13 protein-coding genes are annotated in these 14,884 nt (G+C 73.1%); 11 read left to right on the top strand and 2 right to left on the bottom strand.

Annotated elements, in window-relative coordinates:
• Positions 1 to 31 precede the first annotated feature (31 nt).
• Positions 32 to 463 carry a transposase gene (locus OG948_RS37620; RefSeq protein ID WP_331769470.1) on the bottom strand — a complete coding sequence of 144 codons (432 nt, stop codon included), beginning with the start codon at positions 461 to 463 and terminating at the stop codon, positions 32 to 34.
• A 484-nt stretch (positions 464 to 947) separates the two neighbouring features.
• Positions 948 to 1,493 (bottom strand): cupin domain-containing protein, encoded by a 546-nt coding sequence (locus OG948_RS37615; protein ID WP_331769469.1) that lies wholly within the window; start codon positions 1,491 to 1,493, stop codon positions 948 to 950.
• Positions 1,494 to 1,885: 392 nt separating this feature from the next.
• Between OG948_RS37615 and OG948_RS37610 the strand changes: the two genes are divergently transcribed.
• The 11 genes from OG948_RS37610 to OG948_RS37560 all read left to right on the top strand — a co-directional run bounded on the left by OG948_RS37610 (position 1,886) and on the right by OG948_RS37560 (position 14,789).
• The gene (locus OG948_RS37610; RefSeq protein WP_331769468.1) at positions 1,886 to 2,332 is read left to right on the top strand and encodes an Rrf2 family transcriptional regulator; all 447 of its coding nucleotides are present in this window, start codon (positions 1,886 to 1,888) and stop codon (positions 2,330 to 2,332) included.
• A gap of 59 nt (positions 2,333 to 2,391) precedes the next feature.
• Positions 2,392 to 3,282, top strand: a complete 891-nt coding sequence (locus OG948_RS37605; RefSeq protein ID WP_331773421.1) for a DsbA family protein — start codon at positions 2,392 to 2,394, stop codon at positions 3,280 to 3,282.
• A gap of 873 nt (positions 3,283 to 4,155) precedes the next feature.
• Entirely contained in the window at positions 4,156 to 5,700 is a 1,545-nt protein-coding gene (locus tag OG948_RS37600; protein WP_331769467.1) for an ABC transporter substrate-binding protein, read from the top strand.
• Positions 5,697 to 6,749 carry an ABC transporter permease gene (locus OG948_RS37595; protein WP_331769466.1) on the top strand — a complete coding sequence of 351 codons (1,053 nt, stop codon included), beginning with the start codon at positions 5,697 to 5,699 and terminating at the stop codon, positions 6,747 to 6,749. Before OG948_RS37600 ends, OG948_RS37595 begins: the two co-directional genes overlap by 4 nt.
• Positions 6,746 to 8,770, top strand: a complete 2,025-nt coding sequence (locus tag OG948_RS37590) for a dipeptide/oligopeptide/nickel ABC transporter permease/ATP-binding protein (RefSeq protein ID WP_331769465.1) — start codon at positions 6,746 to 6,748, stop codon at positions 8,768 to 8,770. The genes OG948_RS37595 and OG948_RS37590 overlap by 4 nt, the downstream gene beginning before the upstream one ends.
• Complete coding sequence (locus tag OG948_RS37585; protein WP_331769464.1) at positions 8,767 to 9,810, top strand: ABC transporter ATP-binding protein; 1,044 nt, start codon at positions 8,767 to 8,769, stop codon at positions 9,808 to 9,810. The genes OG948_RS37590 and OG948_RS37585 overlap by 4 nt, the downstream gene beginning before the upstream one ends.
• A gap of 49 nt (positions 9,811 to 9,859) precedes the next feature.
• Positions 9,860 to 10,945 carry an LLM class flavin-dependent oxidoreductase gene (locus OG948_RS37580; protein WP_331769463.1) on the top strand — a complete coding sequence of 362 codons (1,086 nt, stop codon included), beginning with the start codon at positions 9,860 to 9,862 and terminating at the stop codon, positions 10,943 to 10,945.
• Positions 10,946 to 11,086: 141 nt separating this feature from the next.
• Positions 11,087 to 12,286: an acyl-CoA dehydrogenase gene (locus tag OG948_RS37575; RefSeq protein ID WP_331769462.1), complete on the top strand. Its 1,200-nt coding sequence runs from the start codon at positions 11,087 to 11,089 to the stop codon at positions 12,284 to 12,286.
• Positions 12,287 to 12,290: 4 nt separating this feature from the next.
• On the top strand, positions 12,291 to 13,442 hold the full coding sequence (locus OG948_RS37570; RefSeq protein WP_331769461.1) for an LLM class flavin-dependent oxidoreductase: 1,152 nt from the start codon (positions 12,291 to 12,293) through the stop codon (positions 13,440 to 13,442).
• Positions 13,439 to 14,206, top strand: coding sequence for a lysophospholipase (locus tag OG948_RS37565; protein ID WP_331769460.1), 768 nt, complete (start codon positions 13,439 to 13,441; stop codon positions 14,204 to 14,206). The genes OG948_RS37570 and OG948_RS37565 overlap by 4 nt, the downstream gene beginning before the upstream one ends.
• A gap of 70 nt (positions 14,207 to 14,276) precedes the next feature.
• Positions 14,277 to 14,789, top strand: coding sequence for a flavin reductase family protein (locus OG948_RS37560; RefSeq protein WP_331769459.1), 513 nt, complete (start codon positions 14,277 to 14,279; stop codon positions 14,787 to 14,789).
• The last annotated feature ends 95 nt before the right edge of the window (positions 14,790 to 14,884 follow it).

Genomic DNA, 14,884 nt, shown 5'->3' with positions numbered 1-14,884 from the left:
GGTCGGAGGCGCTCGTTCGCCCAACAGGTGGTCACTGTGACGGCGCCCGGTCGATCTTCCCGACCGATCCCGGGTACGGCTTGCCGACGTGCGCGTTCGCCGTGCCGTCCTTGCGGTCGCCGGAATCGTCGATCACCAGCACCCCGCCCGCGTGCGGCGCGGTGGCCGGATCCGCCGGCAACGGCTCCACACGGCGGGTGTTGATCCGCTCGTGGTCCCACGTGGACTCGGACAGGAGGAACCGGAGCCGCTGCACCGCCGGATGCCGTGCACCGACCGCGGGTTCCGTACCGGCCGGGCAGGCGCTACAAGGGGATTGGGTCAGCGTCTTGTCGCGGTCCCTCGGCAGCGACAGCCCGGTCGGGTACTCACGGAACCCACGCCGCTGTGCCAACGTCGAGAAGAGGTCGTCGAACCGCGCGGCACAGGCCTGCAGCGGCCCCGGTGCGCGGACAGGGCACACGCCTGGTCATCGCAACTCCCCGAGGCGCAGACGGCGTTCCCTCCTATCGGCGGACCGCGACCCTGACCCGCTGTCAACAAACCACCGGTGCGGCTCATGCCGCAGGCGCGCGAGGCGATGATCGACCCCGTACGTCGTGGCGGTTTCGCCGCGGGTTGCAGCCGGGCATCGTCGATGCCGGGTATCGCGCCCACTGCGCGGACCGGTGCGCTCGGTGGGAACCGCCGGTCAAGGCGGCGGCCCTGCGCGCAGCCGCGTGTCCGCACGGAACGGTGGGACGCCGTGGTCTTGTCGGGGCCGGGCGCCGCGTCCGGGTCGGGTCGCCGTGTCCATGTGTCGACCCGGATTCCGGCGATGCCCGGGCACGCCGATCCGATCCGGCGGGCAACGGAATCCGGCCGAGCCTTCATCGGGGCATTGTCGTGTCCCGCTCACACGGTCGGGTGGCGTCCGGGTGGGCATGCGACACGTCGGAACGCCCGGGTCACGAGGTGCGATCGTCCTCGTGGAGTACGTACAGGGTGGGGAGGTTGACCACGATGGCCTCCTGGGTGCTGCGGGCGATGACGACGACGGCCTCGTGGTCGGGGTCGGGGTTCTCCTCGCGGTGCGGGACGAAGGGCGGGACGAAGATGTAGTCGCCGGGGGCCGCGTGGAGGCGGATCTCGCGCTGTTCGCCGTCCGAGTCGTCCGCGAATACGAAGACCGGGTTGCCGCTGATCACGTGGATCGCGGTCTCCGAGGCGCCGTGGTGGTGGTCGGCGGACGCGGTGGCCGGCGCGACGTGGGTCTGGCCCATCCACAGCTTTTCGGAGCCGACGGTGCGCCCGCTGATCGCGGCGAAGCGGCGCATGCCCCCGGTCTGGGTGGTGTCGCCATCGAGTGCGTCCGCGCGAATGTGGTGCAGCCGCAGCCGTGGTGAGCCTTCTTCGGCCGGGTGGTCGGGCAGGTGAGGGTGGAAGCCGGTGCCGGCGACCGCGGCGGGCGCGGGCCGGGGGTCGGGCGGTTGCGGGGTCGGTGCAGTGGTCATGACGCGTCCTTGGTGATGGGCCGGGTCGACGATAGGCGGCGCCGCGGGTGGATCGGCTCCGGGTAGCGCGCAGCGATCGTGGGCGTGCCGAAACGTGCGGGGCGCCGGCGTTTGTGCCTCGGGGCGGAACGCGAAGGCGGGTGCGAGGGGTGGGCCGATCCCGGCTCCGCGCCCGGTGGTTCAGTCGCGCCGACAGCGCGCGGCCGGCCCGGACGTGTGGTCGGTGCGGTGCGCGGCGCAGGGTTGGGCACGACGAGGCATGCCTGCGACGCTAGGGCCGGCGGAAAAAGGATGTCAAGAGGTGTCCATTGCGGTCGACGTGCGCCGATACCCCGAACGACGATGCGCTCGAGGGCCTTGTGAGGGCGGCGTTCGGGGGGATACTGGTGTACATGCATATTTCCGCGAAGGCGGACTACGCCGCGCGAGCGCTGATCGAGCTCGCCCGCGACACCACGCGCCCCCTTACCTGTGAGGCCATCGCCTCGTCCCAGGAGATCCCGTTCCGGTTCCTGAAATCGGTGGTCGGCGAGCTGCGCCGGACCGGTTTGGTGCGCAGTCAACGCGGCTGCGAGGGGGGTTACTGGCTCGGTCGCCCGGCCGAGGAGATCAGCCTGCTCGACGTGCTGCGCGCCGTCGACGGCGAACTGCTGACGTTGCGCGGGGAACCGTTGGCCGAGTTGGCCTACCACCCGCCCGCACAGGGTTTGCCGGCGGTGTGGCGCGCGGTCGAGGACAGCGCCGCGGCCATCCTGGGTGCGGTCACCGTGGCCTCGCTCGCCCGGGGCGGAGCGCGGCCGTGCCCGGCCGGTAGCGGTGGCGTGGAGGTACTGGTGTGACCGGCCCGTCGGCCGACCGGCGCGACCCGGAGTCGGGTTCGGGATCGTCCGGATTCGGTCTGGAGGTGGTCGAGTACACCGACCCGGTCTGTCCGTGGGCCTGGGGTTCCGAGCCCAAGTTCCGCCGGCTGCGCGCGCTGCTTGCGGGCCGGGCGCGTTGGCGCCCGGTGTACGCGCTGATGTTCGACGAGGACGAGGACGATCCGGCTCCCGATCAGGCGGCCGAGACCGCCTGGTACGCCCGCTTCGTCGAGGACGTCGGCGCGCATACCCGCGCGCCGCACGCGGTCCGGTTGCATTGGGTCGCGGCGACCAGTCGGCCTGCTTCGTTGGCTGCGGTCGCGGCGGCCGAACAGGGGTCGCTGGTTGCCGAGTCGGTGGTGCGTCGGTTGCGCGAGAGCATGTTCGTGTTGGGCGAGCCCGCCGACACCGAGGGTCGGGTGTGCGCTGCGGTGGGTGGGTTGCCCGGTCTGGACCGGGAGCGGCTGCGTCGCGATCTGGCCGATCCCGGGGTGCGCGAGCGGCTTGCCCGGGATCGTGCCGAGGCGCGCCGGCCTCCGCCCGAGGTGATGGGCCTGCGGGATCCGCCGCCGCATCCGGGCGCGGCCAAGCAGGCGGGCGAGGGATATCGGTACGCGCTGCCCACCCTGGTGTTCGTCGGCTCGGCCGGCCGCCGGGTGGTGCCGGGTTGGCGTCCCCTGGACGAATACCTGGCCGCCGCGCGGGCCGTCGCGCCCGAAGTTCCGGTGCCGGCCGCCGAGTCCTGGGGCCTGCTGAGTCCGGACGATGCGCTGGAGCGCCACAAGAGTCTGACCGGGCCGGACCTGGAGGTACTCACGGGTGGCTCCGCGCCGCCGGTGCGCGCGATCAGGGTCCACACCGGCAACGGCCCGCTGTGGCTCCAACCGGCGTACGCGAACGGACACCCGGCGCTCGGAGTCGACGCTTAGCGCTGTGACCGGAAACCTCCGTGTGTTCGCGGTGCCCGAGACGTGTCGGCACCGGCTCGTGGGCCTGTCCGCCGCGGCGGGGCGGGAGAACGTCCCGGTGGTGCGGCGAGACCTCGCGCGGGCACCGCGGATCGTGCGGCGTCCGGGGCCACGGCTTCGAGGCGGGTCCGCACACCGCAGGGAGTTCGCAATGCCCGGCACCGTGCCCCGGCTGCTCCGACGCGGTGTGCGGCCGCGCCCGGGTGCACCCCCGGGCGCGGACCAAGTGCCGGATCGGACAGGGGGGTTCCGACTCCGAGGCGGTGGTGCGCCCGATGGTCCACACTCGTTCGACCGACGACCGGCCCTGACGGTCGCGCGGCCCGCCCTATAAGACACCAACAGGTGTCCATTGACATGCGGCACTCGTCCCCGTCAGGATGTGCGCATGCTTTCGACGCACCCCGCTGTGGTGTGCCGCTTCGTGGACTTCCGGCGGACCAGCAGCGCTCTCTGTCGCTGACCCGGCAACCTCGGGCAGCCGCCGCGACCTGACGCCGTGACCGGGAACCGATGCCCGGTCCCGCTCTCCGCGCTCGGCTGCCGCAAGTGCTTCCGCCGCTCCACGGCCCCCGACGCCGCACGACCGTGACTGCGACCCGTTCGGCCGGGCCGGTCGCCGCACCGCCGGGCCCGCCACCCCCGTGACGCATCCACCCGACGCGACTCCGGCTGCGCCCGCCCGCCTCCGGCCCGGACCACCCGTCGGATCCCGTGTCCACCCTCTCGTCCAGCCCTGCCGCGCCGTCGCCCGGTTCGACGCGGTGCCTCCTCGCATGCCCACCGGCCCGCCGCGGCCCGGTTCGGCCTGCGCCCGAAAGGTGACGCAGCATCATGAACGCTTCCCGCAGCACGACCTCCACACTCGGCAGACGCTCCTTCCTGGGCCTCGGGCTCGGCGCCGGCGCCGCTCTCGCTCTGGCCGCGTGCGGTGCCGACGGCACGGCCGCCGGCAGGGCAGGCGGAGGGACGATCAAATGGGGCTGGTCCCTGCCGACCTCCTGGGACCCGGTCTTCTCCTCGGCGGGCTGGGACGTGCACGACCTTTCGCTGGTCTACGCGGGCCTGACCAAGCTCGACGAGAAGGGCGACCCGGTTCCGGCACTCGCAACCGGCTGGAAATACAACGCCGACGGCACCGTCATCACCTTCACCCTGCGCCCCGGGCTGACCTTCGCCGACGGCTCCCCGCTGGATGCGACCGCCGTCAAGAAGAGCCTGGACCGAGGCAGGAGCGACCCCAAGTCCTTGGTCGCGCCACAACTGGTGCGAATCAAGGAGATCACCGCCCCGGACCCGCTGACCGTGGTGCTCGGGCTCACCCAGGCCGACTACCAACTGCCCAGCCTGCTCGCCGGCAAGACCGGGATGATCGTCAGCCCGAAGGCGTTCGAGACCGACCCCGCCGGCCTGGCCACCCGCCCGGCAGGCGCCGGTCCGTTCACGCTCACCTCCTACACCCAGAACGCCAGGGCCGTGCTCAAGCGCAACCCCGGCTACTGGGACGCGGCCGCGATCAAGGTGGAGGGCTTCGAGATCTACCCGCTGCCCGACCCGGCCACGGTCGTCGCCGCGCTCCAGTCCGGGCAGTACAACGTCGCGCAGATCCCCGGCAGCCAGGTCGCGGCAGCCAAGGCGGCGGGCCTGGAGGTCCAGGTCATCCCGTCCCTGGTGGTCGCGGTGCTGGACATCAACTCGGCCAAGGCGCCGTTCGACAACCCGCTGGTCGTCCAAGCGCTCAAGCACGCCATCGATCGCGAAGCCCTGCTCAAGACCCAGCAGTTCGGCCTCGGCGAGGTCAGTTACCAGCCCTTCCCCAAGGGCTACGTGGGCTACGACCCGGGCTCCGCCGACCTGTTCCCCCACGACCCGGTCAAAGCCCGTGAACTCCTGGCCCGTGCCGGCCACCCCGACGGGGTGGAACTGACCATCACCACCTCCGCCACCCAGGGCCTGCCCGAGCAGTTGCAGGCCCAACTCAAGGAGGTCGGGATCAAGACCACCATCGAGGTCATCCCGACCGCGCAGGCCACCCAGATCGTCTACATCCAGCACTCCAAGGCGCTGTTCACCGACCAGTTCGCCGGCCGCGACTCGGCCGTGCAGGCATTCCAGGTGCTCTTCGGCGAGCAGGGCCTGATGAACCCCGGCCGCAGCACACCCCCCGAACTGACCGCCGCCGTCGACAAGGTCACCAGAACGCCGCTGGACTCACCGAACTACCCGGCCAACCTCCAGGCCGCCACCGCGCTGGCGGTGCGGACCATGCCCAACGTCTTCCTCTACTCGGTGCCCAGGATCCTGGCCCGGCAGCGCTCCGTCTCGGCCATCCCGGCCTTCACCGTCGTGCAACGCTTCGAGGGGGTGACCGCGCCGTGACGGCCGTGCTGTCGCCCGCCGGAGCGCCGTCGACGGGCGTGGGGCGACTGCTCGTCCGCCGCGCCGCGCGCGCCCCGCGCCCGCTGGGCAAGGCGCTGCTGAGCGCGGCCACGGTGTTCCTGATCGCCTCCGCGCTCACCTTCGGTCTGGGCGCCCTGTCCGAGGCCAACCCCGGTGCGGCCGTGCTCGGCGAGACCGCGACCCCGGCCGACATCGACCGGATGAACCACGAATTCGGCCTGGACCGACCCGAACCCGTGCAGTTCGCGAGCTGGTTGGGCAACGCGCTCACCGGGGATCTGGGCCGCTCCTGGTTCACCACCGTCCCGGTGTCGGACAGCATCGCCGCCGCTCTGCCGGTGACCCTGTCCATCGCCGCGCTTGCGCTGCTGTTCGCCGTCCTGCTCGGCGGCACCGCCGGAATCGCCGCCGCCCGCAGCAACGGCGGCCGGCTCGACATGGCGGTCACCGGGACCTGCTCGATCCTGGGCACCCTGCCGGCATTCGTGATCGCCATCGCGCTGATCTCGGTGGTCTCGGTACAGACGAAGCTGCTTCCCACCGGCGGCTACGTGCCGTTCGGCCAGGACCCTCTCCAGTGGCTGCGGTTCGCCGTGCTGCCCGCTCTGGCGCTGAGCCTGGACGCGGCGGCGGCGATCGCCCGCCAACTGCGTACCTCGCTGGTCGGCGTGCTGCGCGAGAACTACGTCACCGGCGCGGTGATGCGCGGACTTCCCGCGCGCCGGGTGCTGTTCGGCCACGCGCTGCGCAACTCGGCCGGACCGGCGGTGACCGCGCTGGGAATGAGCGTGCCGATGCTCATCGGCGGGGCGGTGGTCACCGAACGGATCTTCAACCTCCCCGGCATCGCCCGACTGTCTCTCCAGGCCGCCGAACAGCACGATGTCCCGCTGATTCAGGGCACGTTGCTGGCGACAGTCGCCGTCGTGCTGGTCGCCAACCTGGTCGTCGACGCCGGAATGCTCGCGTTGAACCCCGCCGCCCGCCGGCCGGTCGCGGCCGGCACCCCCAAGGGGGCGGCGAGATGAGAACCCTGCGCCGCGCCGCGCGGCTGCGCACTGCCAGGATCGCGCTCCCGGTCCTCGTGATCGTCGCCCTGCTCACCGTGTTCGGCGCCGACCTCGCCCCGCGGGACCCGCTTGCCCAGGACACCGCGAACATGCTCCGCGGCCCCGACGCCGGACACCCGCTCGGCACCGACTACCTGGGCCGTGACGTACTGAGCCGGCTCCTGGCCGGCACCGGCGACTCGGTCCTGGGCGCCCTGGAGGCGGTGGGGGCGGCGATGCTGCTCGGCGTCGTCCCCGGGATCGCCTCGCTCTGGCTGGGGCGGACCTTCGCCTGGATCTCGTTGCGCGTGGTGGACGCGCTGATGACGCTGCCGTTCACGCTCTTCGTGATCGCCGCCGTCGGCGTCTTCGGCAACGGCCTGCACCAGGCGATGCTCGCGCTCGGCGTGCTGCTCGCACCGCTGTTCTTCCGGGTCACCCGCGCCGCCGCACTCGGCTTCACCCAGGCGCAGTACATCCAGGCGGCCGAACTGATGGGCGCCTCGCGGCGCTGGATCCTGCGCACCCACCTGTGGTCGAAGGTACTGCCCACCGTGGCGGTGACCACCGCCCAGGCTCTGGGGAACGCCCTGCTCGTGGTCGCCTCGCTCACCTTCCTGGGAGTCGGCGTCCAACCCCCGACGCCCACCTGGGGCGGCATGCTCGCTGCCGATCTGGGCTATCTCGCGCAGCAACCCTGGGCCCCGATCTTCCCGGCCGCGGTGATCATGCTCACCGTCGGCGCGCTCAACCTGCTCGCGGACGCCGTCCGCGACGGCGGCGCCGCCGGCGACGAACCACCCCCGACCCGACCCGATCCCCCCGATCCGGCGCGTGGAAGGAGGACCGCGATGTCACCACCACCACCACCATCGACCGACCGACCGGCCGCACCGATCACGTCACCCCCCGAGAACCCCGCCCCGCCGACCGCTTCCCCCGCACCGCCCCCACGCCCCGCCGTGCTCACCGTCGAAGGGCTGCACATCACCGTCGGCGCGGCCCGCACCGAGGCCGTGCGCGACGTGGCCTTTCGTGTACACGCCGGCGAAGCCGTCGGCATCGTCGGCGAGTCCGGCAGCGGCAAGACGCTGACCTGCCGCTCCGTGCTCGGTGTCGCCGCCCCCGGCGTGGCAGTCGCCGCCGGCCGGATCGACCTGGCCGGCACCGACCTCACCGCGCTGACCGCGCGCCAGTGGGAGCAGGTCCGTGGCACCCGACTCGGCGCAGTCTTCCAGGACCCGGCCTCCTACCTGAACCCCTCGCTGACCGTCGGCCGACAACTGGCCGAACCGCTGCGCGTACGACTCGGCCTCGACCGTGCCGCCGCCCGGACCCGTGCGATCGAACTGTTCGCCTCGGTCGGCCTGCAACGACCCGCCGACTTGTACCACCGCTACCCGCACGAACTCTCCGGCGGAATGCTGCAACGTGTCCTGATCGCCATCGCCGTCGGCTGCGAACCCGAACTCCTGGTCGCCGACGAGGCCACCACCGCGCTGGACACCGTCGTCCAAGCCGAGGTGCTCGAACTGCTCGCCGGCCTACGCGCCGAACGCGGCCTCGCCCTCCTCCTGGTCACCCACGACCTCGCGGTGGTCGCCGAGGTCTGCGACCGGATCCTGGTCTTCTACGCCGGCGAGATCGTCGAGGAGGGCCCCACCGCCGAGGTGATCGCCGCACCCGCCCATCCCTACACCGAGGCACTGCTGCGGGTCGCCTCGATCGGCGACTGGCACCGCCGCGACCTCGCGGTGATCCCCGGCCGCCCGCCGGAGCCCGGCGCCACCTCGCCGGGCTGCCGATTCGCCGACCGCTGCGCCTTCGCCGCCCCCGCGTGCACCCGGGCGTCGGTGGGGCTGACCGAACGCGCCGACGGGCGTCGGGTGCGCTGCGTCCGGGCCGACGAACCGGCCGTGCGCGCCGCCTTCGCCGCGGCGGACCGGGCCGGGCGCGCACAGCGTCCGGACCGACCCCGACTCCAGGAGGTGGACGCATGACCGTCACCGCGACCGAGACCCCACGCGTACAACCCGCCGTCGCCGACCCGGTGCTGGAGATCCGCGGCCTTTGCGTGGCCTACGGCGCACGCCGGGGCCGGGCCGTCGAACCCGTCCTGGACAACGTCTTCCTCGACGCCCGGGCCGGCGAGATCCTCGGCGTGATCGGCGAGACCGGATCCGGCAAGACCACGCTGGCCCGCGCCGTGGTGGGCCTGGCCCCCGTGCGGTCCGGCCGGATCACCCTGAACGGCACGCCGGTCACCGGGCTGCGGGGGAAAGCGCTGCGCGAACTGCGTCGCAGCGGAAGCGTGCAGTACATGTTCCAGGACCCGCTGCGCTCGCTCGACCCCGACCTGACCGTCGCCGAGATCGTCGCCGAACCGCTCACCGTCAGCGGCCTCGTGGACCGGGGCGAGCGCGCGGCCCGGGTCCGCCACGCACTCGAACAGGTCGGACTGCCCGCGGAGTTCGACACCCGCACGCCCGGCCGGCTCTCCGGCGGACAGCGCCAACGGGTGTCCCTGGCCCGGGCCGTGGTCACCCGGCCCCGGCTGCTGCTCGCCGACGAACCGGTCAGCGCCCTGGACGCCTCCACCCGCAACCACGTCCTGTCCCTGCTCGACGACCTGCGCCGCACGCTCGGCCCGGCCGTGGTGGTCATCTCGCACGACCTCGGCTCGCTGGCCGGAATCGCGGACCGGATCGCCGTGCTGTACCGGGGCCGGGTGGTCGAGCAGGGCCCGTCCGAACAAGTCCTGAGCGATCCGCTGCACCCGTACACCGCGCTGCTCACCGCGTCGGCGCCCAGCGTCCGCCAAGAGAGCGGACTCGGCGTCGCCCGGCTGCGCCCGAGTGGGCCTCGGGCCGGCTGGATCCGGCAACCCCCGGACGACGCCTGCGTGTTCGCACACCGCTGCCCTTTCGCGACCGACGACTGCCGGACCGCACCGGCCACCCGCGAGCACGGCGCCGCACGCACCGCGGCCTGCCACCACGCGAGCACGTGGCGGGCCGGTCTCGCCGCCGAAACACCCTGACCACACCCCGTTCACCATCCCGCCTCCCTCCGCGCATCGGAGCACCACCATGCCCGTCGAGTTCATCGGCATCGCCGCGACCAAGCCCTTCAGCGAAACCGACACCCAGACCACCGGACCAGCCGTACAACCCGCCTACCTGCGCGAACTCGCCTTGGCACACGAGGAGTCCGGCTTCGATCGAGTGCTGGTCGCGCACTCCTCGGCCAGCCCGGACGGCTTCACCGTCGCCGACCAGATCCTCACCCACACCAGCCGCCTGGGCGTGCTGCTCGCGCACCGACCCGGATTCGTCTCGCCCACCCTGGCCGCCCGCAAGTTCGCCACCCTCGACGCGTTCCACCCCGGCCGGGTCGCGCTGCACGTGATCACCGGCGGCGACGACGCCGACCAGGCCCGGGACGGCGACCTGAGCGACAAGCCCACCCGCTACCGGCGCACCGACGACTTCCTCCAGGTCGTCCGACGCACCTGGGAATCGACCGAACCCTTCGACCACACCGGCGAGTTCTACACGGTCAAGGGCGCGCTGTCCGGCGTCCGGCCGCGGACCCCCATCCCGATCTACTTCGGCGGCGCCTCCCCGGACGCGGTCCGCGTCGGCGGCCGGCACGCCGACGTGTACGCCTTCTGGGGCGAGCCGCTGGCCGGGATCGCCGAACGGATCAGCCAGGTTCGGGCCGCCGCCGAGCCGTACGGTCGGACGCCGGCGTTCAGCGTGAGCCTGCGACCGATCCCGGCTGAGACCGAGACCGCCGCCTGGGAGCGGGCCGCCGACATCCTGCGGCTGACCCGGGAGCGGGTGGGCGACCTGCGCCGCGAGTTCAACCTGGACCACTCCGCCCAGGAGGGTTCCCGACGGCTGCTCGACTACGCCGCCCAGGGCGACGTGCACGACAAGCGGTTGTGGACGGCGGTCGCCAAGGTCACCGGCGCGGCCGGCAACTCCACGGCGCTGGTGGGCTCGTACGAACAGGTCGCCGAATCACTGGTCGACTACACGACGCTGGGTGTCGACACTCTGCTGATCCGCGGCTTCGACCCGCCGGCCGACGCCCGGGCCTACAGCCGCCTGGTCACCCTGGTCCGCGAGCAGACCGACCGAGGTGTGCCGGCCGGAGTCGGCGGCGGATGAGCGCCGGCCCGGCCACCACCGCGCACCGGGGCGCATTCGCGGTCCGCCGCGCCGCAGGCGGTGGCACCGAGGTGCTGCCGCATCCCGACGACCCGACGCCCCGCCCACCTGGCCGAACCCCGACCACACGGAGACCGACCGATGACCTCACCGCCACCGCGGATCCCGACGTTTCCGCCGCCACGCTGGGCCGAGTTGGACGCCGTCACCGCCGCACTCGCCGCGCGAGCCGAGCAGCACGACCGGGACGCGTCGCTGCCTCACGAGGGCATCGAGCAGGTCTACCGAGCGAGCCTGCTGACCGCCACAGTGGGGGCTCGATTCGGCGGCCCGGGCGGCGGATTGGCCGACACCGTACGGATCCTGCGCGCGCTCGGCGCGGGGGATCCCGCAGTCGCCCTGATCGCCGCGATGACGCTGTTCGCCCACGCCGGGCAGGCCCGTACCCTGCACTGGCCCGCCGGGGTCTACGCGGACCTGCTGGCAGAGTTCGGTCGCGGGCCCACTCTGGTGAACGCGCTGCGGGTGGAACCCGAATTGGGCACCCCGGTCCGCGGCGGCCTGCCCGCCACGACGGCCCGGCGGCGCGCCGACCACTGGGAGGTGACCGGGCACAAGATCTTCTCCACCGGGGCCGCCGCGCTGCGCTGGATGCTGGTCTGGGCCCGCACCGACGAACAACCCACCCGGGTGGGCACCTTCCTGGTCCGCGCGGACACTCCGGGCATCACCGTCCGCCCGACCTGGGACCACCTCGGCCTGCGGGCCAGCCGCAGCGACGACGTGCACTTCGACGCCGTCCGGATCCCGCTCGACCACACCGCCTCGCTCGCCGCACCCGGCGCCGACGCCGGCCGGGACGCGCCGGCCGGCGCCTGGAACTGCCTCGGACTCACCGCCCTGTACCTCGGCGTGGCCCGCGCCGCCCAGGAATGGCTGATCGGCTTCCTGCACGAACGCGTCCCCACCGCGCTGGGCGCCCCGCTGGCCACGCTGCCGCGCTTTCAAAGCGCGGTCGGTGAGATCGACGTCGCGTTGAGCGGTGCCGAACGGCTGGTGGCCGCACTCGCCGCAGGCGTGGACGCCGGCGAGACCGGGGCCGCCGAGCAGTCCACCGGCGCCAAGGTGCTGGGCACCCGCGCTGCGATCGGCGCGGTCGAACAGGCCGTCGCGCTGATCGGCAACAACGCGCTCAGCAACACCAACCCGCTGCAACGCCACCTGCGCGACGTGCTGTGCAGCCGGATCCACACCCCCCAGGACGACACGGTCCTGCTCGCGACCGGACAGGCCGCGCTGCGCCGCCGCGCTGCCGTACCTCCCCTTTCGAAAGGCCAGTGACAACATGCCCGTCGAATTCATCGGCATGATCGGCACCACCGACGTCTCGGAGACCCGGCCTGCTGCCGGACCGGTCGTGGACGCCGACTACACCCGCCGCTTCGCCCGCGCACACGAGGAGGCCGGCTTCGACCGGATCCTGATCGGCTACGGCTCCGGCACGCCCGAGGGCGGCCAGGTCGCCGCGCACGTCGCCGCGCACACCGAACGCCTCGGCCTGCTCGTCGCCCACCGGCCCGGCTTCGTCGCTCCGACGCTCGCCGCCCGCTCGTTCGCCACCCTCGACCAGTTCTCTGCCGGCCGGGTCGCCGTGCACATCATCACCGGCGGTCACGACACCGAGCAGAGACGCGACGGCGACTATCTGCCCAAGGACGAGCGCTACGCCCGCAGCGACGACTACCTCGACGTCCTCGTCAAGGCATGGACCAGCGAGGTGCCCTTCGATCACGACGGACCGTACTACCGATTCGCCGACTACCACGCCGAAGTGCGACCGGTGCAGCAACCGCGCATCCCGATCTACTTCGGCGGCTCCTCCGCGGCGGCGTACCGGGTCGGTGGTCGGCACGCGGACGTGTTCGCGCTGTGGGGCGAGCCGCTGGCCGAGACGGCCGAGCAGATCGCCTCGGTCCGGGCCGGCGCGGCCGCCGCAGGGCGCGCGGAGCCGCCGCGGATCAGCGTGTCCTTCCGGCCGATCCTGGGCCGCACCGAAGAGGAGGCGTGGGAGCGCGCGCACAACATCCTGCGGACCATCCGGAGCCGGGCCGCAGGTGCCGGATCCTACGTGGGGACATGGCGGCCGATTGTGCCGGTCGGACCGGACGCACGGCCGCAGAACGCCGGTTCGCAGCGGCTGCTCGCCGCCGCGGCGAAGGCCGATCGGCACGATCGCGCGCTGTGGACCGCGCCGGCCGCCGCGACCGGCGCGGCGGGCAACTCGACAGCTCTGGTGGGCACGCCCGAGACGGTGGCGCAGGCGTTGCTCGACTACGTGGACATCGGGGTGAGCACGTTGTTGATCCGGGGGTACGACCCACTGCAGGACGCGGTGGATTACGGCCGGGACCTCCTGCCGCTGGTTCGGCAGGAGGTCGCCCGGCGCGATCTCGCGGGCGCGGCGGGGGTCTCGGCTGTGGCGGGGAACGCCCGATGAGCACCGCGTCCGCGTCGGCTGTCCCGGTGGACGGGGTGGCCGAGATCGTCTGGGCCCCGGAACCGGGCGCCGCGGTGCGGGGCTCGTTGGTGCTGCTGCCCGGGCGGGGGGAACCGGCGAGCGTGTACGCGCGGTTCGGGCGGCGGCTCGCCGCGGACGGATACCTGGTCCGGGCGCTGGACGCCACGGCGCATCCCGACGCCGCCTCGGTGGCCGCCGCGTTCGCCGAGATCGCGCCGGAACTGCCGGCGCCGGTGGTGTTGGCCGGGTCCGACGCCGGCGCGCTGTACGCGGCCGGCGCCGTCGCAGGCGGGGGCGTGGGACCGGCCGGACTGGTGCTCGCGGGGCTGCCGGTGGGGGAGGCCGACTCGGTGCCGGTCGACTGGGAGGGGGAGTTGGCGGCGCGTACCGCCTGCCCGGCGCATCGCGGCGTGCTGACCGACGACGCCGCGTTTTCGCCGGGTGCGTTGGCCGGGGCGCTGCCGGACGAACAGTCGTCGCTGGTCGAGGTGTTGGTGCGGCCCGACCTTCCCGTCCTGGTGGTGCACGGCGGCGCCGACCCGTTGGCGCCGATCGCGGAGGTTCGTCGGCTCGCGGCGACCTCGACCCGGACCACGCTGGTCGCGGTCGCCGACGGCCGGCACGACGTGCTCAACGACGCCGCCCATCGCAGCGTGGCCGCGCAGATCGTGCTGTGGCTGGAGCGCCTGCGCGGCGGCCCTGATCCGGCGCGCGTGCTGACCGTCGAGGAGTGGTCCTCGTGAAGGAGTCGTTCCGTGTGTTGGAGCTGCCGGATGGCCTGGAACCCCCGGAAGCCCTGGCAGGAGCGGCATCGTGACCGCGATCCGAAATCGAACTCCTCCCGCCCCCGGTTCGCCCGCCGCAGTCGGTGAGGTGCTGCGCCGCACGCTGCGGCGGCAAGCGGCCGGCGTCACCGTCATCACGGTGCCCGGCCCGGTCGGGTTCACCGCGACCTCGTTCACCTCGGTCAGCCTGGAACCGGCCCTGGTCTCCTTCTACTTGGCGACGACCGCCTCGGCAGTGCCCGCGGTCCGGGCGGCCGACCTTTTCGCGGTACACATCCTGGGGCGCGACCAAGAGGAGTTGGCGGCCCGTTTCGCCCGCCGCGGTGCGGACCGGTTCGCGGGCACCGACTGGACGCCGGGAGAGCGGGGCGTCCCGATCCTGTCGGGCACCGCCGCGTGGCTGACAGCGCAGCCGGTGCTCATCCAGATGGTCGGCGACCACCTCCTTGTCGTGGGCGAGGTCGTCGATGCAGTCGCGTGGGAGGGGAGCGCGCCGCTGGTGTACCACGACGGCGCGTTCGGCGGGTTCACCGTGGACTGATCGGCCGTTTGTGCTCGTCGGTCGCCCCCGGTGTCCGTCACCACTGGGGCGGTTGGTCCGCCCCCGCCATCTCGTACCGTCTGCCCCGGGAGTCC

Source organism: Embleya sp. NBC_00888 (assembly GCF_045207655.1).
Lineage (GTDB): Bacteria > Actinomycetota > Actinomycetes > Streptomycetales > Streptomycetaceae > Embleya.
Note: the sequence above shows the minus strand (reverse complement) of the source record. Positions and strands in the feature narration are given on the sequence as shown.

What these genes read in the sequence shown, in the direction of transcription:
- OG948_RS37575 (WP_331769462.1), top strand. Translation starts at nt 11,087, where the DNA reads ATGACCTCACCGCCACCGCGGATCCCGACGTTTCCGCCGCCACGCTGG.
- OG948_RS37570 (WP_331769461.1), top strand. Translation starts at nt 12,291, where the DNA reads ATGCCCGTCGAATTCATCGGCATGATCGGCACCACCGACGTCTCGGAG.
- OG948_RS37600 (WP_331769467.1), top strand. Translation starts at nt 4,156, where the DNA reads ATGAACGCTTCCCGCAGCACGACCTCCACACTCGGCAGACGCTCCTTC.
- OG948_RS37590 (WP_331769465.1), top strand. Translation starts at nt 6,746, where the DNA reads ATGAGAACCCTGCGCCGCGCCGCGCGGCTGCGCACTGCCAGGATCGCG.
- OG948_RS37610 (WP_331769468.1), top strand. Translation starts at nt 1,886, where the DNA reads ATGCATATTTCCGCGAAGGCGGACTACGCCGCGCGAGCGCTGATCGAG.
- OG948_RS37585 (WP_331769464.1), top strand. Translation starts at nt 8,767, where the DNA reads ATGACCGTCACCGCGACCGAGACCCCACGCGTACAACCCGCCGTCGCC.
- OG948_RS37565 (WP_331769460.1), top strand. Translation starts at nt 13,439, where the DNA reads ATGAGCACCGCGTCCGCGTCGGCTGTCCCGGTGGACGGGGTGGCCGAG.
- OG948_RS37615 (WP_331769469.1), bottom strand. Translation starts at nt 1,493, where the DNA reads ATGACCACTGCACCGACCCCGCAACCGCCCGACCCCCGGCCCGCGCCC.
- OG948_RS37580 (WP_331769463.1), top strand. Translation starts at nt 9,860, where the DNA reads ATGCCCGTCGAGTTCATCGGCATCGCCGCGACCAAGCCCTTCAGCGAA.